Genomic DNA, 22744 nt, shown 5'->3' on the forward strand with positions numbered 1-22744 from the left:
GCGCAAACGGCATAAAAAAACCTCCGGGGCAGCGCTCCGGAGGTTTTTTGTTGGCCGGTGGTCCGCCTAGTTTTTGTCTTTCTGAATAAAGGAGGGCAGGAGCGGGTTATCTGTCTGCATGGAGCTTTTGCTGGGAAGCTCGGAGGCATTCCACCCCCCGCCAAGGGCCTCCACCAGACTGACAGAATCCAGAATGCGGCTTTGCTGGATCTGTAGCGCGGTCTGCGCGTTGGACAGGGCCGTAACCTCGGCGGTAATCACGGTCGTATAAATCTGGGTGCCAGCCATATACTGGTTGAATGCGATCGTAACCGCCCTGTTGGCGGCATCCAGCGCAACATGCTGCTGCTCCGCCTGATCTGCCAGAATACGCAGGTTGGAAAGCTGGTCCTCCACCCCCTGCAGGGCTGTCAGCACGGTTTGCCGGTAGGTGGCCACGTAGGCATTGTAATTGCTGTCGGCCTCATGGACGGCAGCGGTTCTTGCGCCCCCGGCAAACAGTGTTTCCGTAGCCGAGGCACCAAGGGTCCAGATACGGTTTGCAACCTGTACAAGAGAACCCACAGGGTCCCCGCTGTAGGAGTATGTCGCCGTGAGTTTGACATCGGGGTAGAACGCCGCCATGGCTGCGCCAATCTGGGCGTTGTATTCCTCCATCCGGCGTTCGGCTGCGGCAATGTCGGGGCGGCGCTGGAGCAGACTGGCCGGAACCATGACCGGAATGGCCGGGATGGCGCGTGGCAATGCCCCATGGGGGATGGAAAGGTCCGCAGGTGCCTTGCCCATAAGGACGGCAATGGCGTGCTCGTACTGCGCGCGGGCTATGCCGGTTGCCGTAGCCTGTGCACGGGTCTGTTCCAGCTGTGTTTTAGCCTGAAGCAGGGTGGTCGGGTCTGCCGTACCCGCGTCATATTGGTTTTTGGTGATCTGGTAGGACCGCTCATAAAACGCCACGTTTTTTGTCAGCAGGTCATACAGGCTGTCCTGATATCGCAGGTTGAAATAAGCCGTGGCCAACTGCGCCTGATAAGACAGGCGCGCATTGGCGAGGTCAGCGGCTGTGGCCTGTGCCTCTGTAACCTGAGCCTGAATCTGCCGCCGGATCTTGCCCCATAAATCCAGATCCCACGAAACGCTTGGCCCCGTGGCATAGGTGTTTTCGGTCGAGTTGGAAGGGGCGGAAGCCGTATTACGTGTACCATCGGAACCATAATTGATAATGGTGCCGCTCGAGCGTGACCCACGGCCCGAACTCTGCCGGTTGAAGGAGATCGCCCCATTGAGCGTGGGGTAAAGCTGGGCCCGGATGGAGTTAATGGTGGCGCGTGCGTTACGGTAGCGGGCTTCGTACTGAATGATATTCTGGTTGTTGATGTCCACCTGCGCTTCCAGGGCATTCAACTGCGGGTCGTTATAGATTGTCCACCATGAGCCTTTGGGCAGGCTGGCCAGTTGCGGGGTGGCGTACTGCCAGCCCGGTGCCGGACGCAGTTCCTTGAAGGTGGGCGAGATAATGGGCGTGGGCCGTTTGTAATCCGGCCCGACCATGCACCCGGCCAGAAGGGCAGGTGCCAGCAGCAGGGACAGGCGAAAGGAAAGGATGGGACGATAAAAAGGCATTCAGTGGTCCTGCCTGAAACTGCGGGAAAACGAGAGCGCGTGGATAAAGGACCCGGCACGGGCCTGCCAGGCATCGAACATCAGATAGACAACCGGCGTTGTATAAAGAGTAAGTGCTTGGCTTACGATCAGCCCGCCAACAATGGCTATGCCCAGCGGATGCCGCAGTTCGGCTCCGTATCCGTTGGCGACCATAAGTGGGGCAGCCCCAAGGGCGGCTGCGACCGATGTCATCATGATCGGGCGGAAGCGGAGCAGGCAGGCGGTGCGTATGGCATCATGGGCGGACATACCCTGTTCGCGTTCGGCCATAATGGCAAAATCCACCAGCATGATGGCATTTTTTTTCACAATGCCAATCAGCAGGATCACCCCGATCATGGCAATGAGCGAGAACTCCTCCCCAGCCAGTTGCAGGGCCAGCAGAGCCCCCACACCAGCAGAGGGCAGGGTGGAGAGAATGGTCAGCGGGTGTACGTAGCTTTCGTACAGAATGCCCAGTGTAATATAGACGGCCACAAGGGCTGCCAGAATAAGCAGGGGTTCGTCACTGACCGCTTTCTGGAACTGCGCGGCATTACCGGCAAAACTGCCGTGGATGGTGTTGGGCATATGCAGCGCGACCTGCGCGGTGTTGATGATCTGCGTGGCTGTACCCAGAGAAACCCCTTTGGCCAGATTGAACGAGAGCGTAGCCGCAACCGCCAGGCCCTGATGATTGACCGAAAGCGGGGTACGGCTGGGCACCAGACGGGTAACCAGCGTGAGCGGCACCATGGCCTCGGAGGCGGTGCTGACTGCTGAACCATTGGACGCGCCAGCGCCCCCCGCCAGCGCATTGGCGATCTGGTTTTTAAACGACAGTGAACTCTGGCTGGTCCGTGTGCTGGTCGTGCCAGTGCTGGCGGCATTGCGCACCCGAACGGTGTTCGAGCGCGTTCCCCCCCCGGCCGAACCCCCGGCAACACTTACCCAGACCTGCATCAGGCTTTGCGGATTGGACCAGCTTTTGGGGTCGGCCTCCATGATCACACGGTACTGGTTGAGCCTGTTATAGATGACCGAGGCCGCGCGCTGGCCAAATGCATCGTACAGTGTGTTGGACAGGAGCTGGGGCGTAATGTTGACACGGGCAGACGTATCCCGGTCGATCTGGGTGCTAATGGCCGAGCCCCCCAGTTGCACGTCGGAGGAAAGGGTTGTCAGTTCCGGGTGGCGACGCAGTTCCGCCAGCAGGCGGGCGGTCCATGTGTAGAGCTCGGATGAGTTTTCACCCTCCAGCGTATATTGGTAAGCCGCATTGCTCTGCCGCGCGCCAGAACGGATGGCGCCGGGCTGCATCAGATAAAAACTGGCCCCGACCAGATTGCGCAATTTGCGGTTAACACGGGCGATCAGGTCGGTCGGGGTGTCGTTCCGTGCGGCCTTGTCCTTGAGCTGCAAAAACACTCCTGCCTCGTTCGATGAACCACGACCACCGATAAAGGAGGACACGCTTTCCACATCCCGGTCCTGCATGAGCACTTTCTGCACTTCGGTCAGCTTTTTGGCCAACGCCCCGAAGGAAATCGACTGGTCCCCCTGCAGGCGCCCCATGAGCATGCCCGTATCTTCCACCGGGAAAAACCCTTTGGGCATCAGCATGAACAGGGCTGCCGTAAGGGCCAGTGTAAAGGGCAGGCTGAGCAGGACGGTCTTGTGGTAGCGCAGGGCAAAGTCGAGCGAGCGGGTATAGCCCGCCTGCATTCGGTCCAGAAACGCGCTCATGGCGGCAATGGCGTGGCGCATCAGGCTGCCAGAACCCGCGGGGGTCGCGCCTGCCGTATGGGGCACGAGCAGGTAAGCCGCCATCATGGGGGTCAGGGTCAGGGACAGCACCATCGAGATCAGGATGGTGATGGAAACGGTCATGGCGAACTCATGGAACAGGCGGCCCGCCAGCCCCCCCATGAGCAGAATGGGCAAAAAGACGGCAATCAGGGAAATGGAGATGGAAATAACCGTAAAGGCCACTTCCGCGCTGCCTTTTATGGCGGCATCACGCGGGGGGAAACCCTGCTCTATGTAGCGGGCTATGTTTTCCATAACCACAATGGCGTCATCCACCACAAAGCCGGTGGAAACCGTAAGCGCCATGAGTGACATGTTATCGAGCGAAAAACCAAGCAGGCGCATAACGCCAAAGGTCGCCACGATGGAGGTGGGCACAACCACAGCGGGAATAAGCGTCATACGGAGCGAGTGCAGGAAGAGCAGCACCACCAGCACCACAAGTATGACCGAGATCAGCAGGGTCAGTTGCGTATCCACCAGTGCTGCGCGAATGGTCAGTGAGCGGTCAAGCCCGACATGTAGGGCCACGCCGCCGGGCAGGGCGGATTTGAGCAGGGGCATTTCCGCGTTGATCTGGTCCACGGTGTGAATCACATTGGCCCCGGCCTGGGGAAACACCACCGCAATCACCGATGCCTGACCGTTATAGTACCCCGCGTTGCGCAGGTCTTCCACGCTGTTCTGTACCTGCGCCACATCGGCCAGTCGTACGGGGCGGTTGTTACGCCATGCAATAATCAGGTCACGGTAGTCCTGCGCGGTGCGGACCTGATCATTCGTGTCCAGCGTGTAGCGGACGCCGTTCTGGTCAATAATCCCTTTGGGGGTGTGGGCATTGGCGGAGGCAAGGGCTGCGCGCACGTCCTCAAACCCGATGCCGTATTTGAACAGGGGCATGGGGTTTATTTCCGCCCGGATGGCAGGCAGCGCACTCCCGCTGATTTCCACCTGACCCACCCCCTGTATGGCGGACAGGTGCTGCACCAGCACGTTGGTTGCGTAGTCATAAAGCTGGGGGCGGGTGTGAGTGTCCGATGTCAGGGTGAGGATAAGGATCGGTGCGCCGTTGGGGTTGGCCTTGCGGTAGCTGGGGTTCTGCCGCAGGGTGGAAGGCATGTCCGCATGGGCGGCCTGAAGGGCGGCCTCCACATCCCGCGCAGCGCCGTTAATATCGCGCGAGAGGGAGAACTGGAGCGTAATGCGTGTGCTGCCTTCGGTGGATTGGGATGTCATTTCCGTAACATCGGCAATCTGCCCAAGGTGCCGCTCCAGAGGGGCTGCCACGGAACTGGCAATTTCTTCCGGAGAGCCACCGGGCTGGCGCGCCTGCACCTGAATAACCGGAAAATCCACATTGGGCAGGTCGGCAACAGGCAGGCCGCGATACCCCAGTAGCCCCCCAAGGAACAGGGCTATGCTCAGCAGGATGGTGGCGACAGGCCGGTCAATAAAAATCCGGCTGATATTCACGACACCGGTTGCCCGTCAGGGGGGGATGCGGAATGTGTGGGGCGCAGCCCGCGCCATTTATGTGCCCATGTGTCCAGCGTAAGGTAGATGACCGGTGTGGTGAACAGGGTCAGCAACTGGGAGAGGGCAAGCCCGCCAATAATGGTCAGCCCCAGCGGATAACGCAGTTCGGACCCCGTTCCATGCGAGAGCACCATGGGCACGGCCCCCAGCATGGCCGCCAGTGTGGTCATGAGAATGGGGCGAAAACGCAGCGTTGCCGCCGTGCGAATGGAGCGCAGGCTGTCCATTCCCTGTTCACGTTCCGCTTCCAGTGCGAAGTCGATCATCATGATGGCGTTTTTCTTCACAATACCAATCAGCAGTACAATGCCGATGATACCCATGATGTCGAGGTTAACCCCCGCAACAATCAGCGTCAGCAACGCGCCAATAGCGGCCGAAGGGAGCGTGGAGAGGATGGTGACGGGGTGGATAAAGCTCTCGTACAGGATACCCAGCACGATATAGACGGCAATAATGGCGGCGGCGACCAGAAACAGTTCGTTGCTGAGCGAGCCTTCAAACGCTGCTGCCGTCCCCTGAAAAGAGGTCTGGAAAGCAGTGGGGAGGTGGATGTCCGCCTCCACCCGGCGGATGGCGGCCGTGGCATCCCCCAGCGCATAGCCGGGCGCGAGATTGAAGGAGATGGTCGTAGCCGGGAACTGCCCGAAATGGGTGAGCAGCAGGGGGGCTGTTTCCTGCGTGACTTTTGTCACCGCTGGCAGGGGCACCAGCCCGGAGGTAGGCGAGCGCGTGGGACCGGATGTGCTCTCCCCCGTATTACCGCTGATACCGGGCAGGTAAAGCTGGTTGAGCGAGGACATTTCTTTCTGAAAGCGCGGTTCGGCTTCCAGAATAACGCGGTACTGGTTGGACTGTGTATAGATGGTGGAAATCTGGCGCTGGCCAAAGCTGTCATACAGCACGTTATCCACGGTCTGGGGGGTAATCGAGTAACGGGCCCCAGTGGGGCGGTCGAGTGTTACGCGTGCGACCAGCCCTTCGGCCTGCAGGTCGGAGGTGACGTCCGCAAGGGAGGGTTCCTGCCGCAACCGGTCAATCAGCTTGGGCACCCATGTTTTAAAGGCGTCGTAATCGGGGTTTTCAAGCAGGAACTGGTACTGTGTCGCCGATACGGTTGTATCAAGCGAGAGGTCCTGCACGGGCTGGAGGTAAAGCTTTATCCCCGCAACCTGCGCCGTTTCCTGCTCCAGCCGCGCTGCAATTTCGGTGGCGGAGGAGGAGCGGCTGTCATGCTCTTTCAGGTTGATCAGGAAGCGGCCCTGATTAAGCGTCGCATTCTGCCCGTCCACCCCCACAAAGGAGGAGAGAGAAGCCACATCCGGGTCTTTCAGGATCACTCTGGCCAGTTCCTGCTGATGCGTCTTCATGCTCTCGAACGAGATGGACTGCGCCGCAACGGAAATACCCTGAATAACCCCCGTGTCCTGCACGGGAAAAAAACCCTTGGGAATGTACCAGCCCAGCAGGCCGGTCAGCACCAGTGTCCCCACGGCCACGCCCAGCGTGAGCTTGCGCCATTCCAGCACCACATCAAGCATGCGGTCATAGGCCGCAATCAGGCGCTCGGTTGCCACTTCCATCCGTGCGGACCAGCGCAGGAACGGGGTGGCGGCCGTGCCTGCGTCATGCGGACGCTCGGAAAGAATACGGGCGCACATCATGGGAACAAGTGTGAGCGACACCACGGCGGACAGGATGATGGTCGTGGCCAGCGTAAGGGCGAATTCGTGGAACAGGCGGCCCACCACATCACTCATGAACAGCAGCGGAATAAGCACGGCAATGAGCGATATGGTCAGCGAGATAATGGTAAAGCCGATTTCCCCCGCCCCCTTGAGCGAGGCGCTCATGCGGTCCTCACCCGCTTCCACATAGCGCGAGATGTTCTCGATCATCACAATGGCATCATCCACCACAAAGCCGGTGGCGATGGTCAGGGCCATGAGCGAAAGGTTATCGAGCGAGAAGCCGAGCAGGTACATAATGGCCAGCGTGCCGATAATGGAAAGCGGCACGGACAGGCTGGGAATAATGGTGGCGGGAATATTGCGCAAAAAGACAAAAATAACCGCCACAACCAGCACAAGCGCCAGAAAAAGCTCGAACTGCACATCCGCCACAGAGGAGCGGATGGTGGTGGTACGGTCTGTCAGGGGAATAATATCAATCCCTGGTGGCAGGGTCTGGCGCAGGGTGGGCAGGGTGGCCTTGACGTTGTCCACCACGGCAATCACATTCGCACCCGGCTGACGCTGCACGTTCATGATCAGGGCTGGGGTCTGGTTGGACCACGCGGCAAGTTGTGTATTTTCAGGCCCGATCACAACCGTGGCAACGTCGCGGATACGGACCGGTCCGCTGCTCTGGTAGGCAATGACCTGATTGAGCAGCATTTCCGGGCTGGTAATCTGCCCGTCCACCCGCAATGTGGCCGAGCGTTGTGCCCCATCAAATGTACCCGTGGGGGAGTTGACGTTCACATTGCCAATGGTGGTGCGCAGTGTATCCAGATCAATGCCGTAGGAGGTCAGCTTGGGCACGTTGACCCGCACACGGTAGGCCTTGCGGTTCCCGCCCGAAAGCGTGACCAGCCCCACGCCCGAAATCTGGCTGATTTTTTGCGCCAGACGGGTGTCCACGTAATCTTCCACCTCGGGGAGCGGAATGGTGGCCGAGGTAATGCCCAGTGTCAGCACAGGGGTGTCTGCCGGGTTGACCTTGGCGTAAACCGGGGGGGCTGGCAGGTCGGTTGGCAGAAGGGAGTTGGCCTGATTAATGGCGGCCTGCACTTCCTGCTCTGCCACATCCATGGACATGGACAGGTCAAACCGCAGGGTAATGACCGACGCCCCACCCGATGAGCGCGATGTCATCTGGTCCAGACCGGGCATCTGGCCAAGCTGCGTTTCCAGCGGCGCGGTGACAGAGGTGGCCATAACATCCGGCCCCGCACCGGGGTAGAAGGTTTCTACCGTGATGGTGGGGTAATCAACCTGTGGCAGCGCGGAAATGGGCAGAAAATGGTAGCCCAGCAACCCGGCCATAAAAATGGCCAGCATCAGCAGCGTAGTTGCAACAGGCCTGCGGATGAAAATGGCGGATGGGTTCACGGCGTGGCATGGTCCGGTGCTGGAGTGGAAGCCGTGGTGGGAACACTCACCTTGATCCCGGCGCGCAGATGATCTGTGCCGTCTGTAACCACCCTGTCACCTTCCTTCAGCCCGGAGGTGACAACGCTGAGCGTGCCGTTGGAAATCCCGGTGGTCACGGGCTGGACGCTGACCGTGTCATCATCCCTGACGACATATACGAACAGGCCGGAGGGACCGGTCTGTACGGCGGTTGTGGGCAGGAGCAGAACGTGGTCCAGCGTTTTGACCAGCAGATGCGCGTTGACAAACTGGTTGGGGAACAGGTGCTCGTCTTCATTGGCAAAAATGGCGCGCAGGCGCACGGTGCCGGTTGCCGTATCAATCTGGCTGTCCAGTGTGCTGACCGTGCCATCGGCTATTTTTTGCGTGTTGGAACTGTTCCATGCGGAAACGGGGAGGGATTTGCGTGCCTGCAACTGGGCGAACACCTCGGGCAACTGGTCCTGTGGCAGCGTGAAAATGACCGATATGGGCTGCATCTGTGTCAGCACCGCCAGCCCGCCGGACTGGCCAGCCGCCACGTAGTTGCCCCGGTCCACTGCACGAATGCCAATGCGCCCATCCACAGGCGCAACAATATGGCAGTAGATCAGTTGCAGTTTCTGGTTATCCACCAGTGCCTGATCAGCCTTGACCGTGCCTTCAAGCTGCTGGACCATAAACTGCTGGTCGCGTGCGGTCTTGGCGTCAATACTGTCCTGCCGGATCAGGCGCTGGTAACGCCCGTTATCGACCCGGGCCTGTTCAAGCTGCGCCTTGTCCCGGGCAAGCTGGCCTTCATACTGTTCCAGCTGCACCTGATAGGGGCGGGGGTCGATCAGGGCGAGCAGGTCGCCCTTGTGCACATGCTGGCCTTCGGTAAAAAGCACCTGCATCAGGTAGCCTTCCACACGGGTCTGCACGGTTACGTTGGTAATGGGGACCACCGTGCCCAGTTCGGTCAGTTCCACGGGCATGCTGCCTGCGTGCACTGTCTGTACCGCTACGGGCTGGCTCTGGCTGGAATCAGCCGCACCGTGGTGCGTTTTGTGGCCCGCCTGCGGACGCAGGAAGGCAAAGCCCAGAATACAGGCGGCCACCACAGCACCCCCCGCCAGAAGCAGGCGCTTTCTAGAGGAGCGCGGTTTGGCGGGAGGGGCGGAGGGCGGAGAGTTATCGTCCATGAGGTGCGCTGTTCGTTAACCTAAGTTGCGTCGGAAAATGCAGGGGAACGCTGTGCATAGGGGCACCCTGTTTACAGAGGGAACTGTGCTGAACTCTTTGCGCAAGTGCAAGCCTCCTCATAGAAGGTGTGCATAAAATAACATTTCGCTCCATAATTTGTGCGTTAAAAGCGTGCTTTTAACGGCGGTTACCACTCATATTCGCCCCTGCGGAAGGCGAAAGTGCGGCGCATAGTGGTACGGCCAGAAGGGATATGCCCCCCGTTACAACAAAGCCGAATGCAAAATCGGTCATGTTCGCGGGGGTGTTGTGGTGCAGCCTGCCCAGCACGGTCAGGGTACCTGCGGCAATGCAGATGCCAGCCGAAAGCATGATCTGCTGCATGGTGGAATACAGGCTGGTTGCCGCACTCATCCTGTCCTGTGGAATATCGGCATAGGCAACGGTGTTATAAGCCGAAAACTGGAGCGACTGGGCCGCCCCGGCCAGCGTGAGCACAAGCGAGAGCAGCCATAAGGGGTAGCTCGGGCGAAAGAGGGCGATCAAGGCAAAAACCAGTGCCGCGGATGAGCCGTTGGCCATGAGAATGGTGCGGAACCCCCAGCGTTTGAGCAGTGCTGGCACAAAGGGACGCATGGCGATGGCGCCCAGTGGGGCCACAAAGGTTACAAGCCCGCTCTGCGCCGCACTCAGCCCGGCCCCGATCTGTAGAAAAGAAGGGAGTAGAAACGGCAGGGACCCCACTGCAATGCGTGATGCAGCACCCCCAAAAACGGAAATGCGAAAGGTCTGGACGCGCATAAGCCGCAGGTCCAGAAGCGGAAAAGACGTACGCCCTGCGTGATGGGTGTAAATGCCCACCAGCAGCAGGCCTGCACACAAAAGGGCCGTAACAAGCGCTGGCGAGCCTGTGCCGTGGCTGAACAGTTCTGCAAAAACGGACAGAACCGCCAGCCCGCCCCCAGCCAGAAACAGCCCTTTGACATCAAACGGAGGGGGGGAGAGTTCGCGCACCTCGGGAATAAAGCGGTAGGTCAGGAACAGCCCGATCACACCAACTGGGATATTCAGGTAAAAATTCCACCGCCATGTCAGCCATGACGTAATATACCCCCCCACCACAGGTCCAAGCAGGGGGCCGAGGGTTGCAGGCAGCATCATCCATGTCATGGTTCGTACGAGCTGGTCGGCAGGAGTGCTGCGAATAACCGCAAGCCGCCCCACGGGCACCATAAGGGCGCCACCAATGCCCTGTATCGTGCGCATGATGGCCAGAAACAGCAGGGAATGGGCGGTGCCGCAAAAAATTGAACTGCCCACAAAAATGCAGATCGCCACCATCAGGACCGTGCGGCTGCCCAGACGGTCGGCCAGTGCGCCTGATGCGGGAATAAAAATGGCCAGCCCGATAATATAGGACGTCAGGGCAACAGACGTGGCGACCATATCCACATGCAGACTATGGGCGATGGAGGGTAGGGCAGTTGCCAGAATGGTGCCATCAAGCTGTTCCATAAAAAACATGGAACCAACGATGAGTGCAGTCAGTTGTGTGGACGTCGGAGAAGGCATGCCTAGTCAGAGACGCGTTTTTGCGGTCTGATGCAACAGGCGATCGTGCAGATCTCCGGTCGCTTCCATGCGCGGGCCGTTACGGAATGGTTCAAAAAAGGAGAAAGTCGTCATGGCTAAAGATAAAATCGACACCATCGAAAACAAGATCGACGCCAAGGTTCGGGACCTTAAGGGACATGTCAAGGATGCCGCCGGGGGGCTGACGGGTGATATTGGCCTTCAGGCGGATGGAAAGCTCGACCAGTTCACCGCACACATGCAGGAAGATTTTGCCGACCTGTATGAGGAAGGTGAAGGCGCGGTTGAAAAAGCAGTGACCTTTGTGCGGGATAAACCCTTGCTTTCATTGGGAATTGTGGCGGGTGTGGGGATTCTGCTCGGCTGGCTTTTCTTCCCTCGTCGTCGTCATTACTAAAAATCATTTGACCGGGACTCTTGCGCTCCCGGGTAAAAAAATGCTTTTCCTTCCCTACCGAGTCGCAATTGCAGCGACTCGGTAATTTTAACCGAGTCGTTTCAAGCGGACGGGAAGGGATGCAATGCCGGACTTCAGGCGGGAACAACAGCATGGCGGACTGGTCGCCGGAGTGGATGAGGTGGGCCGTGGCCCGCTTGCCGGTCCGGTTGTAGCCGCCGCAGTGGTGTTTGCCTGTGGCGTGCCAGATGACCTTGCCGCCGTTATTGATGATTCCAAAAAGTTGAAACCCGCATTGCGTGAGGCCATTGCCGGGCGTCTGCCCCATGTGCCCGGTGTGGCCATTGGCGTAGGTGCCGCCTCAACGGCGGAAATTGACCGTATCAACATCTATCATGCGTCCCACCTTGCCATGCAGCGCGCTGTTGCCCGGCTGCCGGTCCGGCCTGACCATGTGCTTGTTGATGGCAACAAAATTCCGGATTTCGGGTGCAGTGCGGAGGCCATTGTGGGGGGGGACGGGGTGAGCCTGTCCATCGCTGCTGCTTCCATTATGGCCAAGGTGGTGCGTGACCGCATCATGGCGCGGCTGAATATGCGCTGGCCCGAGTATGGATGGGAAAAAAATGCAGGCTACGGCACGGCGGTTCATCGCCGGGCTCTGCTGCAAACGGGTGTAACCCCGCACCACAGAAAAACATTTGGCACCGTACGCCAGCAGCTAGAACATTTGAAAACGGAGACCCGGGCATGAGCGGCGCAAAAGCAGTTTCCATGGACCTCCCTCTGGACGAAATCCTGCGGGGTGAATGCGTGGAGACCATGCGCACCCTGCCTTCGGGCTCGGTGGACTGCATTTTTGCCGACCCGCCGTACAACCTGCAACTTCGGGGTGAACTCCGCCGCCCGGACGACAGCGTTGTCGATGGCGTGGATGATGACTGGGACAAGTTTTCCGATCTGCAGGAATACGACCGTTTCACGCGGGAATGGCTGGGCGAGGCCCGCCGCCTGCTGCATAAGGATGGAACGATCTGGGTGATTGGTTCCTACCATAACATCTTCCGCCTCGGGGCCATTCTGCAGGACCTCGGGTTCTGGATTCTGAACGATGTGGTCTGGCGCAAGTCCAACCCCATGCCCAACTTCCGTGGTCGTCGTTTCACCAATGCGCATGAAACGCTCATCTGGGCTGCCCGCAGTCAGGATAGCCGTTACCGCTTCAACTATCAGGCCATGAAGGCGCTGAATGATGACGTGCAGATGCGCTCGGACTGGTATCTGCCGCTCTGCACCGGCAATGAGCGCCTGCGGAACGAACACGGGCTGAAGCTCCACCCCACCCAGAAGCCCGAAAGCCTGCTCCATCGCGTGCTGCTGGCCTCCACAACGGTCAATGATGTGGTGCTCGACCCGTTCTCCGGCTCAGGCACCACGGCTGCCATGGCTCGCCGCCTGCGCCGCCATTTTGTGGGCATTGAACGTCACCCGGATTATGTGGAAGCCGCCAGAGCCCGTGTGGCCAGCGAAGTGCCTTTGGATGATGACGCCATACAGACCACACAGGACAAGCGCGAAGCGCCCCGTGTGCCCTTTGGCAGTCTGGTGGAGCATGGCGCACTTGTGGCCGGAACGGTGCTGAGTGATAAAAAACAGCGTGTTCAGGCGACAGTTGCGGCAGATGGCACGCTGATCAGTGGCGCCAGGCGTGGCTCAATCCATAAAATGGGGGCCATGCTGACCAACGCGCCATCGTGCAATGGCTGGACATTCTGGCACTTCGAGCGTGAAGGCGTGTTGCTCCCGCTTGATGTGCTGCGGCAGGAAAGTCTGGGGGCTACGGTCGCGCTGTAAAACCTGACTGCATGGCATGAAGTTATAAAAAAGGGGGGCATTTTAGTGCCCCCCTTTTTATGTGCAGTCCGGCAGGGCTGGCGGATGACCTAGCTGCCACCAAAACCCAGAAAGCCGATGGAGGGCTGGGCAGCCCCGCCAGAGTGGTCATAGCGCGGATCATGCGCCTTGTTTTTGGTGTCGTCTTCCATATCCACACTGCTGCTGCTCATATGCAGGTTGGATGTGCTGACTGTTCCCACGCCATCACTCCCCTGCATGCTGCCTGAATTGCGCAGGGACAAAAGCAGGAAGGTAATGGGGTTGCGGTTCAGGTCGATGGACATATCAAGTGGTGTCTGGCCCAGAATATTATGCCCGTTCAGGTCCGCACCACGGTTAATGGCGTCACGCGCGGCGGAAACACTCCCCCGGTTTATGGCCTCGAACAGTGCAACCGTGGGCTCCACATCCTTGTTGGGGTGGCCACCACCTTCCCCCGCTTCATCATCGCTGCCATCAGCACCGGGAATGGCGGTGGGCGGGGCTGCACGTTTGGCGGCCTTGGCGCTTTCCGATTTTTCGGCGGATTCCGCCGCCGCCGCCTGATCTTCGGCGTCATCAGCAAATGCCGGAACCGCAGCAAACATGACAAGGCTGCTGAACAGCAGAGCGGATGAAACAAGGCGTGGAAAACGGGTCATTGTCTGTCCATCAATACAGGAACCTCTATCGTATCACAGCCCATGGGTGCGGAAAAGACGCTCCGGGGGTCTATCGGGTCCGTCCTTCCCGCCACCATGCGCCAAACAGCAGCAGAAGAGCGAGTACCATGGCCAGAGGAGAGGGCAGGAGGGAGATGGGTGTTCTGCCCGTTACCAGATGTGCATCACGCCGGGCAAAGCCCAACCAGCCCGCCCCGTGCAGCGCGCCTGATGTGACCAGTCTTGGGGTGGGGGCATGCAGGCTGGCTGTGCTGTCACCGAGCCAGAAAATGCCCCCGCCACTCTGTTTGACCACATCCGCCAGACGGGTTGCAGTGACGCGAAGGTCGGTCAGCTCACGCGTGTTTTCCGGCTCGGGTGCCGCATAGCTTGTGCGTGTGCCATCGGAAATACGCCAGATGCCAGACTCCGTTATAGGCAGTTGTGCTGTCTGGGTGCCTTCCTGCGCGGATGCATGCATCGGCACGGTGCTGTTCTGTCCGGTGGGGGAGGTCAGGGTAAGGGTGGTGGCCGCAGGCGTACCAATGCTGGTGCGGGTGATGTGGAGCGTATTAGCACTTATGCTGGCCGTAAGCTGCTCCTCCTCCAGTTCCGGCTCCTTCATCAGCCAGTGCGAAATGCGGCGGAGCAGTTCGGCCTGCGGGCCGCCGCCATCCTCCCCGCGTGACCAGAGCCATATCTGGTCAGACAGAAGCAGCGCGATCCGACCCTGGTCGACCCGGTCCAGCACCAGCAGGGGGCTGTTATCCGGCCCATTCATCAGCACTTCACCATGGGTGCTGTCGGGGTGCAGGGCGCGGTACCACGGCCCCCACAGGCCCGGTACGGCTGTAGCACTGTTGACCTGCGCATTCGCTTTTGGCGCGCCGGGAAGTGACGCCGTAACAGGGTGCCTGCGCCCGGTATCGGTCAGGGTGGGGCGAAAGCGGCTGACGAGCATGCTGCTCTGGTCAGGGGGAACGTGGGCGGGCAGTACGTCACCCACCGGGGTATCCTGCAAGGAGCCGGGGCCAATAAATTCGGGTCCGGCAGTCAGGAGCAGGCCACCACCGCGGCGGACAAAGCCTGCAATGTTTTCCAGATAACTGTGCGGCAGAATATGCCGGTTTTCAAACCCATCAAGGATGATCAGGTCAAACTGGTTGATCTTGTCCTGAAACAGCTCGCGCACGGGGAATGCAATCAGCGCAAGGTCGGACAAGGGGGTGCCATCGTCCTTTTCGGGGGGACGCAGAATGGTAAAGTGGATCAGATCAACCGAAGGGTCCGCCTTGAGCAGCCTGCGCCAGACCCGTTCCCCCTGATTGGGCGTGCCCGAGATCAGCAGCACCTTCAGCCGGTCCCGTATGCCGGTAATATGGGCTACGGTCTGGTTGTTCAGTTCCGAGACTTCCCCCGGCAGGGCCGAGGCGGACAGGCTGACCAGCAGCGGCCCCGGCTGGGTTACGGGCACGGTAATATCCTGCGCCATCCCGCTCAGGACAGAAATATGCTGCGGTTCCTCCCCATTCATCCGGACCGTCAGTTCCGCCGGGGTGCCTGCCTGCGTGCCCGGTCCCATGTCATCCACCTGCACGCGCAGTTTGGCGCTCTGGCCTGCAATGGCGTAGGGGGGGGCCTGAAGGATGCTCAGCTTGCGGTCTTTCTGCTCCGTGCCGGCGGTGAGCAGAACGTGCAGGGGCAGGGTTGTGCGGCTGCCATTCTCCTGCATGGGGCGCAGGCGCTCGGGCAGGGTGGCGGGAACATCGCTGACCTCCCCATCGGTGATCATCATGGCCCCGGCAAACTGGGCAGGGGGAATGTCGGCTGCGGCCTGATCCAGCGCGTCAAACAGTTTTGTGCCCTCACGTGCAGCACCACGCACGGTTACGGTGCGGAGGTTCAGCCCCTCCACCTTGGCCTGCGCCAGTGCGTCCGCCACCTGCCGGGCTATGGCCGCACGCTGGTCCAGCGCCATGGAGGGGGACTGGTCCACCACCAGGAGTGCAGTCTGTGGGAGAGCGCGTCGCTGCTCGTGGTAACGTTGTGGCCCGGCCAGCCACAGCAGCACCATACCTATGGCGCACAGGCGCAGAATGGCTCCTCCCGTGCGCTGGAACAGGCTCCACCCGCACAGGCCCAGTGCCGCAACGCCCAGTATGGCCAGCAGCCAGAGTGGCAGCAAAGGTGCAAATCCAAAGGAGGCCGGAAGAGTGCTCATGGTTTGTCCTCCAGCCGTTTGAGCAGCATGGGAACATGCACCTGATCAGCCTTATAGCTGCCTGTTAAGGCGTAAATAACGGTGTTCAGCCCAAAGCGGTAAGCCTGCAAGCGCTGGTCGCTGCCACCGGGGATAACGGCAAATGGCGTATTGCCCGCACTGTCCACCGCCCAGGCGTGTGCCCAGTCAGCCGAGCCGATAATAACCGGGCTGACATCATCGTTCTCGGCATCTCCTTCCTTGGCGACCCAGATGGGCTGGCCTGCATACCGGCCCGGAAAGTCGTGGAGCAGGTAAAAGGTGTGTGCCAGCAGGTGGTGGTCGGTCATGACAACCAGTGGCGGCACCACAAGGCCGGTTGTTACCCGGCGCAGGGCTGCCGCCGTACCGGGGGCATCGGCGGTAAAGGTGGTGTCGGCTGTGCTGGAGCTTCCGTCCTGTCCCTGTGTGTCAATCAGCAGAATACCACCATGGGCCATAAAGGTGTTCAGCGCTGCCGTCATGGCCGGAGTGGTCGTGGCGTCTGCGGTAATCGGCCAGTAAAGCAGGGGGTAGTAGGTCAGGTCATCCGTGCCGGGGTGGACGGCATCGGGGTGCCCCATAACAGCGGAGGTGCGGGCGTTTACAAAGTCGGACAGGCCCTGCAACCCCTCGCGGGAGGCCGTGTCCACGTCCTCATGCCCGGTGACAATATACCCCAGTCTGGTTTCCAGTGCTGCGGCGGGGACTGCGGGCGTGGTGCTCGGCTCCTGTGCATGCAGGGGAGGGGTTAACGCGCCAAGGGTCGCCAGCAGCGCAAGCAGGGTAAGGGGCCGTGATGCAAACAGCCTGCCTGTGCGCATAAGGCCCACAACCACACCGTCGAGCAGTAAAAGCAGAATGGCGGCCAGCAGGCAGTAACGCCCAAGTGGCAGATCCGGCTTCTGGCCCGAAGCATCCGTAATGGTGCCAACAGGGTGTGCCGGTTGCAGGCTTTGTACACCCGCTGCGGTATTGAGCGCCCGGCGTCCATCCGTGGGGCCATACAGGCCGGGCGGGTGGATGGGGGAGGCAGATGTGGTGGCAAACACATTGCCCTGTATGCCCCGTGCGGTTGGCGGCGGCGGGCCTGCAATGCCTTCACCGTCCAGTGTCAGGGCTGGGGCGAGCAGTATATTGTCGGCAGGAATGTTCAGCCCGTTGGCGTGTTCGGTCAGGCGTTGCAGCATGGCTACAAACAGGCCGGACAGCGGCAGGTTGGACCAGTCCGCCGTGCTGCTGACATGGAACAGGATCACCTCACCCTTGCCCAGTTCGGCATGGGTGACCAGTGGCGTGCCATCCGCCAGTCGCGCCCATACATGTGTGCCCAGATCGGCCGAAGGGCTGGCCAGCACCTGACGGGAAACCGTTACATCGGCAGGAATATCCAGCCCCCGGAAAGGGGATTCCTGCTCAAAGGGGGCAAGTTTTTGCGGTGTGCCCCATGTCATGGACCCACCGAGCTGGCGGGCTCCATCCAGCAGGGGCACGGGCAGCAGGTTCCGGGCCGTGTCGTCCGGGCTGGAGGGGCTTGTATCCTGCTGGCTGCCAGCCAGTGCGGGGCCGGCAAAGCGGATGAGCGTGCCGCCGTTTTCTATCCATTCCAGAACGGTTTTCTGGCTTTGCGCGCCTGCCAGAGTGCCATCGGGCGCGATCAGCACGGACAGTGGGCGGCTGAGCAATGCGTCCAGTGTTCCTTCATGCAGGTCTGACAGAGGAGCCAGCGCACGGCGGAGGTAAAAGACCGAGCCAATCAGGGGGGTGTCCGCCCCACCGCTGGAAAGCAGGCCAACAGGGTGCAGGCGTGTGTTTTCGTCCAGCAGAACGGTTGTGGCGGCACTCGCAATGCCCTGCACACTCAGCGTATCTATCCGGTTGCGTACGGTTATGGGCAGGTTGATGCGTACATCCGCCTGTGTGGCATTGGCCGCCACCGGCACAGGGATTACGGCCAGTGTTCCCCCATCTGTCGCGCGGGCCACAACATGAACAGGCCGGGGCTGCGCCGATGGAAGCATGATCAGGCGTGCCATGGTCCCATCCGGTGTGGGGGTAACGGGAGCAAGCACCATACCTGACTGGGAGGGAAAGCGGATTTCCTGCACGGCACCCCGTGCGCGCAGGGCGTGGGCAAAAGCGCTGTCCCCGCTCTGGGCAACGCCATCTGCCAGATAGATAATGCGGGCAAAAGGGAGGGCAGGCAGTTGCCCGATCTGCCGGGCAGCCTGTGCCCTGTCCACACTCCATGGGCTTGGGTGCAGGCTGTTCAGCATCCGCCGCATGGCGGCGGCTGGCTGTAGTGCAGGCGGTATCGCGGACGCTTCAGCCTGTGGAGCGGTGGTCAGGAGCAGCAGGCTGGATTTTGTGCGCTCCGCATCGTCTACAATGGTTTGCACGGTGGTCAGGCGGGCGGACCAGTCCGCGGCACTGAGCATGCCGTCATCCACCACCAGCAGAACCGGGCCGGGGGTTTGTGTGCTGTCCCGGCTGCCGGGAATAAACGGACGGGCAAAGCCCGTAACCAGCAGGCCTACAGCAAGCAGGCGCAAAAGCAAGACCCACGGGGGCGAGCGCGCGGCTTCGGTTTCCTTCGGGCGCAGGCGGGTGAGGAAGGCAATAGGGGGAAAAACCTGCTGGCGCGCGCGTGGCGGCGTGGCACGCAGCAGCCACCACACCAGCGGCAGGCAGAGCAGGGCAAACAGCAGGGCGGGAAACTGGAAAATCATACGCGTTGGCTCATCTGGGCATGGAGCGCCAGCAGCGTGGGGAGGGGGGACAGATCGGTCCGGTGGTGTGCAAGCATGTGGCCACAACGGCCCGTGGTTTGTTCAAGCCACTGGCTGCGGGCTGCTACAAGGTTTGCGTAGTCCGTGCGCAGACTCTGCACATGGGGCAGTTCCAGCGGAGGCTCGTGCTCAAGCCCGCAAAACTCGGTGCGACCGGTATAGGGGAGCGTATTTTCCGCCGGATCGCTGACATGGAGCACATAAGCCCGTGCCGGGTGTGCGGCCAGCTGGTGCAGGCAGTCATGGATAGGGGTGTCGGGGCAGAGCAGGTCGCTGGCCAGCAGCAGGCGCGCGCGCCGGGGCACAAGGGCGGGCGGGGGGAGTGCCGCATCCATGGGGCTGCTGCTGGCGGCCAGCCCGCACAGCCCGAGCGCCAGCCGCTCCAGCGCATTGGGGGCCGGGGGCAGGGACACAATACCGGAGGGAGAAAGAAGCTGAACCCGCTCGCCATTGCGCAGCAGCAGGGCGGCCATGCTGAGCAGAAGCAGGATGGCGCGGTCCAGCTTGCCGGGCAGAGAGGTGCTGGAGCGCCATTGCATGGAACCGGAAAAATCGCACCACAGCAGGACTGTCTGTGCTGCTTCGGCCTCGGTCTCACGCACATGGGCGCGGGCTGTGCGGGCGGATTGCCGCCAGTCTATGCGGTTGACCGGCTCGCCCGGCTGTGCCGGACGGTACTGCCAGAACGTGTCCCCCCATCCCGCGCGGCGCTGGGGGTGCCTGCCTGCTGCCAGTGTGGTGGCAATGTGGCTGGCATGGAGCAGCAGGTCCGGCATGCGGGTGGCCAGTGTCTGGGCAGCACAGGCCATGTCCGCCGTAGCGGAAACCGGGGGGCTGGATGTGGCCGCCGGGCTGAATGGCGCACCCGCCACAAGGTGGTCCCGGCCCAGAAACCGGCGCAGCAGGGTGGTTGGGATCGGTCGGAACCGGCTCACAGGGTCAACCCAGGGTCTTGAGCAGTCGGGTTATGATATCATCCGTGGTGACCCCCTCGGCCCGGGCGGCAAAGGTCAGCGCCATGCGGTGGGCCAGTACCGGGCGGGCCAGTGCGGCCACGTCATCCAGACCGGGGGAGAGCCTGCCATCCAGCAGCGCGCGCGCACGGCTGGCCAGCATGAGCGTTTGTGCCGCACGTGGGCCGGGGCCCCATGCAATCTGCTCGCGCAATGTGGCATCGGACGTGCTCTGGGGGCGGGCCGCGCGGACAAGGTTCACAATGGCATCAAGCACTTTTTCACCCACAGGCATACGCCGGACCAGTGCCTGCGCCTGCATAAGGCTTTGCGCGTCCATGACCTGCTGGGCTTGTTTGTTCTGTGCGCCGGTTGTGGCCAGCAGCATGGCGCGTTCGGCCGCAGCATCGGGGAAGGTCAGTCCGATCTGGAGCATAAAGCGGTCGAGCTGGGCTTCGGGCAGGGGGTAGGTGCCTTCCTGCTCCATGGGGTTCTGGGTTGCCAGCACATGAAAAGGTTCGGGCAGGGGGTATTCCATCCCGGCCACGCTGACGCGGTGTTCCTGCATGGCCTGCAACAGGGCAGACTGGGTGCGTGGGCTGGCACGGTTGATTTCGTCCGCCATCAGCAACTGGGTAAAGACGGGGCCGTGCACAAAACGGAAGCTGCGGTGCCCGGCCGCATCCTCGTCCAGAATCTCACTGCCGGTAATGTCGGAGGGCATCAGGTCGGGGGTAAACTGCACGCGGCGGGCGTTCAGCCCCAGCACGGTGCCAAGGGTAGTAACCAGCAATGTCTTGCCCAGACCCGGTGCTCCAACCAGCAGGGCGTGCCCACCAGCCAGAACGGTGGTCAGTGTCTGGCGGATGATCTGGTCCTGCCCGAAAATGACGGTTGAAATTTCCTGCTGGACGGCGGCAAGCCGTTCACAGATACGATCTGCCTCCCGCACTTCTGGAGGGGAGGAGGGCTGTTGTGCCGGGAACGGTGCGTCTGATGTGGTCATGGATCCAGTCTGAATTACATGCAGGGCTTACATCAAGCGGGGTAAGCTCCCTATATCATTGTGCAGAACACAAGGACACGTATTAACAGGATGGTGAGTCAGTGAAAGGTGAACAGGAAAGCGGCCCGCAGGCCCTTTCGTGCCACGATAAGCACGAGACCGATACCCCCGATGCGGCGGAAAACAGGCGTTTGCCGTTTTTGGTCAGGCGGGATGGCGTGTGGCTGTACCGTGGGTCCGAGATCAAGCGCAAGGCCATGTCCTGCCTGTTTGGCTCCCTGCTTACGCGGAATGCGCAGGGTGCTTACCTGCTGCGCACACCATTCGAAAGCGGGCTGATCGAGGTTGAAGACGTTCCCTTTCTGGCGGTGGAACTGGACTGGACCGGCATGGGCCGCATGCAGCGGCTGAGTTTTCGCACCAATATGGACGAAGTGGTGGTGGCCGATTCCGAACACCCGATTCGGACTTTGTGGGACATCCCGCCTGAAGCCTGCCCGGAGGGTTGCCCCCCGTACCTGAGCGTGCGCGCGGGGGAGGGAGCCTACCCGCTGGAAGCCCGTCTGTCCCGCGCAGTATGGTACGAACTGGCCGCTCTGGCCGAGCCCGGAGCCTGTCAGGGAGTGCCCTGTATGGGGGTTTGGAGCTGCGGCTGCTTTTTTCCCATAGCGCGGATGGCGGTGGACAATGGGGGCGTGTGACACGCTGCTCATAAACGGGCTGGACCCATCCCGGCAGGCTGCTCTGGCGCGGTTGTGGCAGGTTCTGCCCGCCATGCGCCTTGTGGGCGGGTGTGTGCGCGACCTGCTGGCGGACCGCCCGATTGCCGATATTGATCTGGCCACCCCTGAACCTCCCGAGCAGGTCATGGAGCGTTTGCGGGCGCATGGGGCGCATGTTGTGGCGACCGGCCTGCAACACGGAACCGTAACCGCCGTGCTGGACGGCGCTCCGTACGAAATCACGACTCTCCGGCGTGATATGGAAACAGACGGACGGCACGCCGTTGTCCGCTGGACGCAGGACTGGCAGGCAGATGCGCAGCGGCGGGATTTTACCATGAACGCCATGTCGGTCGATCAGGCGGGGGTCCTGTACGATTATTTTGGCGGGCAGGCTGATCTGGCGGCAGGGCATGTGCGGTTTGTTGGCGAGCCCGCATTGCGGATTAAAGAAGATGCCCTGCGTATCCTGCGGTTTTTCCGGTTTTACGGACGCTATGGGCACGGCGCGCCGGACCAGCAGGCCGTGCAGGCCATAACCTGTAGTGTTGCCCTGCTTGATGGCCTGTCTGTTGAGCGGATATGGATGGAACTGCGGCGGATTCTGGCGGGTCCCAATGTGGCAGCCATTCTGCACCTTATGGATGGCACGGGCGTTCTGGCCCGTATTTTGCCAGAAGGGCATACGCTGGACCGGTGCGTGCGCCTGCTGGATAATGGTGCCCCGGCAAACGCATTGCTGCGGCTGGCAGGGCTGACAACGCACACAGCGGCCGTAGCCCGCCGCCTTAAACTCTCCCGTGCAGAAACCGGGGAGCTTGCCGCCTTGAGCCGACCGGCCCCCCTGCCGGATGTGAATATGAGCGAGGCGACACTGCGCTGCCTTGTGGCGGAAGAGCCGGCAGATGTGCTGGCCGGGCGCATATGGCTGCATCAGGCCGCCCAGTCGCGCACGGCGGAGGAAAACGCGGCATTTGCACAGCTTCGGCACAGGGTGTGCGGGATGACTGTCCCTGCTTTTCCCGTTGCAGGGCGGGATGTTCTGGCCATGGGAGGGCAGGCCGGACCGGAGGTTGGACGCATTGTGGGTCTTGTCCGCCAGTGGTGGCTGGATGGCGGCTGCCATGCGGATGCACAGGCATGTCGGGCACAGATTGCGCTGTATCTGGGCACAAAAGCAGCACAAAGCTGAGTTCCGCCCCT

Annotated in this window: 15 protein-coding genes; 5 read left to right on the forward strand and 10 right to left on the reverse strand. The window is 61.1% G+C overall.

Annotation, left to right across the window (positions count from 1 at the left end):
• Positions 1-66: 66 nt before the first annotated feature.
• The 5 genes from AB2L51_RS00245 to AB2L51_RS00265 form a co-directional block, all read right to left on the reverse strand.
• Positions 67-1620, reverse strand: coding sequence for an efflux transporter outer membrane subunit (locus tag AB2L51_RS00245; protein ID WP_395580612.1), 1554 nt, complete (start codon positions 1618-1620; stop codon positions 67-69).
• Entirely contained in the window at positions 1621-4923 is a 3303-nt protein-coding gene (locus AB2L51_RS00250; RefSeq protein ID WP_395580613.1) for an efflux RND transporter permease subunit, read from the reverse strand.
• The gene (locus AB2L51_RS00255) at positions 4920-8099 is read right to left on the reverse strand and encodes an efflux RND transporter permease subunit (RefSeq protein ID WP_395580614.1); all 3180 of its coding nucleotides are present in this window, start codon (positions 8097-8099) and stop codon (positions 4920-4922) included. The genes AB2L51_RS00250 and AB2L51_RS00255 overlap by 4 nt, the downstream gene beginning before the upstream one ends.
• Entirely contained in the window at positions 8096-9304 is a 1209-nt protein-coding gene (locus AB2L51_RS00260; protein WP_395580615.1) for an efflux RND transporter periplasmic adaptor subunit, read from the reverse strand. The genes AB2L51_RS00255 and AB2L51_RS00260 overlap by 4 nt, the downstream gene beginning before the upstream one ends.
• A 178-nt stretch (positions 9305-9482) precedes the next feature.
• Complete coding sequence (locus AB2L51_RS00265; protein WP_395580616.1) at positions 9483-10877, reverse strand: MFS transporter; 1395 nt, start codon at positions 10875-10877, stop codon at positions 9483-9485.
• 112 nt (positions 10878-10989) lie between these two features.
• Here AB2L51_RS00265 and AB2L51_RS00270 point away from each other — a divergent pair, with 112 nt between their 5' ends.
• The 3 genes from AB2L51_RS00270 to AB2L51_RS00280 all read left to right on the forward strand — a co-directional run bounded on the left by AB2L51_RS00270 (position 10990) and on the right by AB2L51_RS00280 (position 13149).
• The gene (locus AB2L51_RS00270) at positions 10990-11295 is read left to right on the forward strand and encodes an ElaB/YgaM/YqjD family protein (protein WP_395580617.1); all 306 of its coding nucleotides are present in this window, start codon (positions 10990-10992) and stop codon (positions 11293-11295) included.
• A 124-nt stretch (positions 11296-11419) separates the two neighbouring features.
• Positions 11420-12049: a ribonuclease HII gene (locus tag AB2L51_RS00275; protein WP_395580618.1), complete on the forward strand. Its 630-nt coding sequence runs from the start codon at positions 11420-11422 to the stop codon at positions 12047-12049.
• Positions 12046-13149, forward strand: a complete 1104-nt coding sequence (locus tag AB2L51_RS00280) for a site-specific DNA-methyltransferase (protein ID WP_395580619.1) — start codon at positions 12046-12048, stop codon at positions 13147-13149. The genes AB2L51_RS00275 and AB2L51_RS00280 overlap by 4 nt, the downstream gene beginning before the upstream one ends.
• An 89-nt stretch (positions 13150-13238) precedes the next feature.
• Here the strand turns inward: AB2L51_RS00280 and AB2L51_RS00285 are convergent, their stop codons facing one another.
• The 5 genes from AB2L51_RS00285 to AB2L51_RS00305 form a co-directional block, all read right to left on the reverse strand.
• A complete protein-coding gene (locus AB2L51_RS00285) occupies positions 13239-13832 on the reverse strand; it encodes an ankyrin repeat domain-containing protein (protein ID WP_395580620.1) in 594 nt (197 codons plus the stop codon).
• Between the two features lie 70 nt (positions 13833-13902).
• Positions 13903-16053 carry a VWA domain-containing protein gene (locus tag AB2L51_RS00290; RefSeq protein ID WP_395580621.1) on the reverse strand — a complete coding sequence of 717 codons (2151 nt, stop codon included), beginning with the start codon at positions 16051-16053 and terminating at the stop codon, positions 13903-13905.
• Positions 16050-18800 (reverse strand): DUF4159 domain-containing protein, encoded by a 2751-nt coding sequence (locus AB2L51_RS00295; protein WP_395580622.1) that lies wholly within the window; start codon positions 18798-18800, stop codon positions 16050-16052. The genes AB2L51_RS00290 and AB2L51_RS00295 overlap by 4 nt, the downstream gene beginning before the upstream one ends.
• On the reverse strand, positions 18797-19795 hold the full coding sequence (locus tag AB2L51_RS00300) for a DUF58 domain-containing protein (RefSeq protein ID WP_395580623.1): 999 nt from the start codon (positions 19793-19795) through the stop codon (positions 18797-18799). Before AB2L51_RS00300 ends, AB2L51_RS00295 begins: the two co-directional genes overlap by 4 nt.
• Before the next feature lie 4 nt (positions 19796-19799).
• Positions 19800-20819, reverse strand: a complete 1020-nt coding sequence (locus AB2L51_RS00305) for an AAA family ATPase (RefSeq protein ID WP_395580624.1) — start codon at positions 20817-20819, stop codon at positions 19800-19802.
• Between the two features lie 191 nt (positions 20820-21010).
• On the opposite strand from AB2L51_RS00305, the gene AB2L51_RS00310 reads away from it, so the two are divergent.
• Positions 21011-21520 carry a DUF1285 domain-containing protein gene (locus tag AB2L51_RS00310; protein ID WP_395580968.1) on the forward strand — a complete coding sequence of 170 codons (510 nt, stop codon included), beginning with the start codon at positions 21011-21013 and terminating at the stop codon, positions 21518-21520.
• Entirely contained in the window at positions 21507-22733 is a 1227-nt protein-coding gene (locus AB2L51_RS00315) for a CCA tRNA nucleotidyltransferase (protein ID WP_395580625.1), read from the forward strand. The genes AB2L51_RS00310 and AB2L51_RS00315 overlap by 14 nt, the downstream gene beginning before the upstream one ends.
• Positions 22734-22744: the final 11 nt, after the last annotated feature.

The organism is Acetobacter fabarum, assembly GCF_040702925.2.
In the GTDB taxonomy this organism is placed as follows: domain Bacteria; phylum Pseudomonadota; class Alphaproteobacteria; order Acetobacterales; family Acetobacteraceae; genus Acetobacter; species Acetobacter fabarum_B.

What these genes read in the sequence shown, in the direction of transcription:
- AB2L51_RS00245 (WP_395580612.1), bottom strand. Translation starts at nt 1,620, where the DNA reads ATGCCTTTTTATCGTCCCATCCTTTCCTTTCGCCTGTCCCTGCTGCTG.
- AB2L51_RS00260 (WP_395580615.1), bottom strand. Translation starts at nt 9,304, where the DNA reads ATGGACGATAACTCTCCGCCCTCCGCCCCTCCCGCCAAACCGCGCTCC.
- AB2L51_RS00265 (WP_395580616.1), bottom strand. Translation starts at nt 10,877, where the DNA reads ATGCCTTCTCCGACGTCCACACAACTGACTGCACTCATCGTTGGTTCC.
- AB2L51_RS00270 (WP_395580617.1), top strand. Translation starts at nt 10,990, where the DNA reads ATGGCTAAAGATAAAATCGACACCATCGAAAACAAGATCGACGCCAAG.
- AB2L51_RS00275 (WP_395580618.1), top strand. Translation starts at nt 11,420, where the DNA reads ATGCCGGACTTCAGGCGGGAACAACAGCATGGCGGACTGGTCGCCGGA.
- AB2L51_RS00280 (WP_395580619.1), top strand. Translation starts at nt 12,046, where the DNA reads ATGAGCGGCGCAAAAGCAGTTTCCATGGACCTCCCTCTGGACGAAATC.
- AB2L51_RS00285 (WP_395580620.1), bottom strand. Translation starts at nt 13,832, where the DNA reads ATGACCCGTTTTCCACGCCTTGTTTCATCCGCTCTGCTGTTCAGCAGC.
- AB2L51_RS00290 (WP_395580621.1), bottom strand. Translation starts at nt 16,053, where the DNA reads ATGAGCACTCTTCCGGCCTCCTTTGGATTTGCACCTTTGCTGCCACTC.
- AB2L51_RS00295 (WP_395580622.1), bottom strand. Translation starts at nt 18,800, where the DNA reads ATGATTTTCCAGTTTCCCGCCCTGCTGTTTGCCCTGCTCTGCCTGCCG.
- AB2L51_RS00305 (WP_395580624.1), bottom strand. Translation starts at nt 20,819, where the DNA reads ATGACCACATCAGACGCACCGTTCCCGGCACAACAGCCCTCCTCCCCT.
- AB2L51_RS00315 (WP_395580625.1), top strand. Translation starts at nt 21,507, where the DNA reads ATGGGGGCGTGTGACACGCTGCTCATAAACGGGCTGGACCCATCCCGG.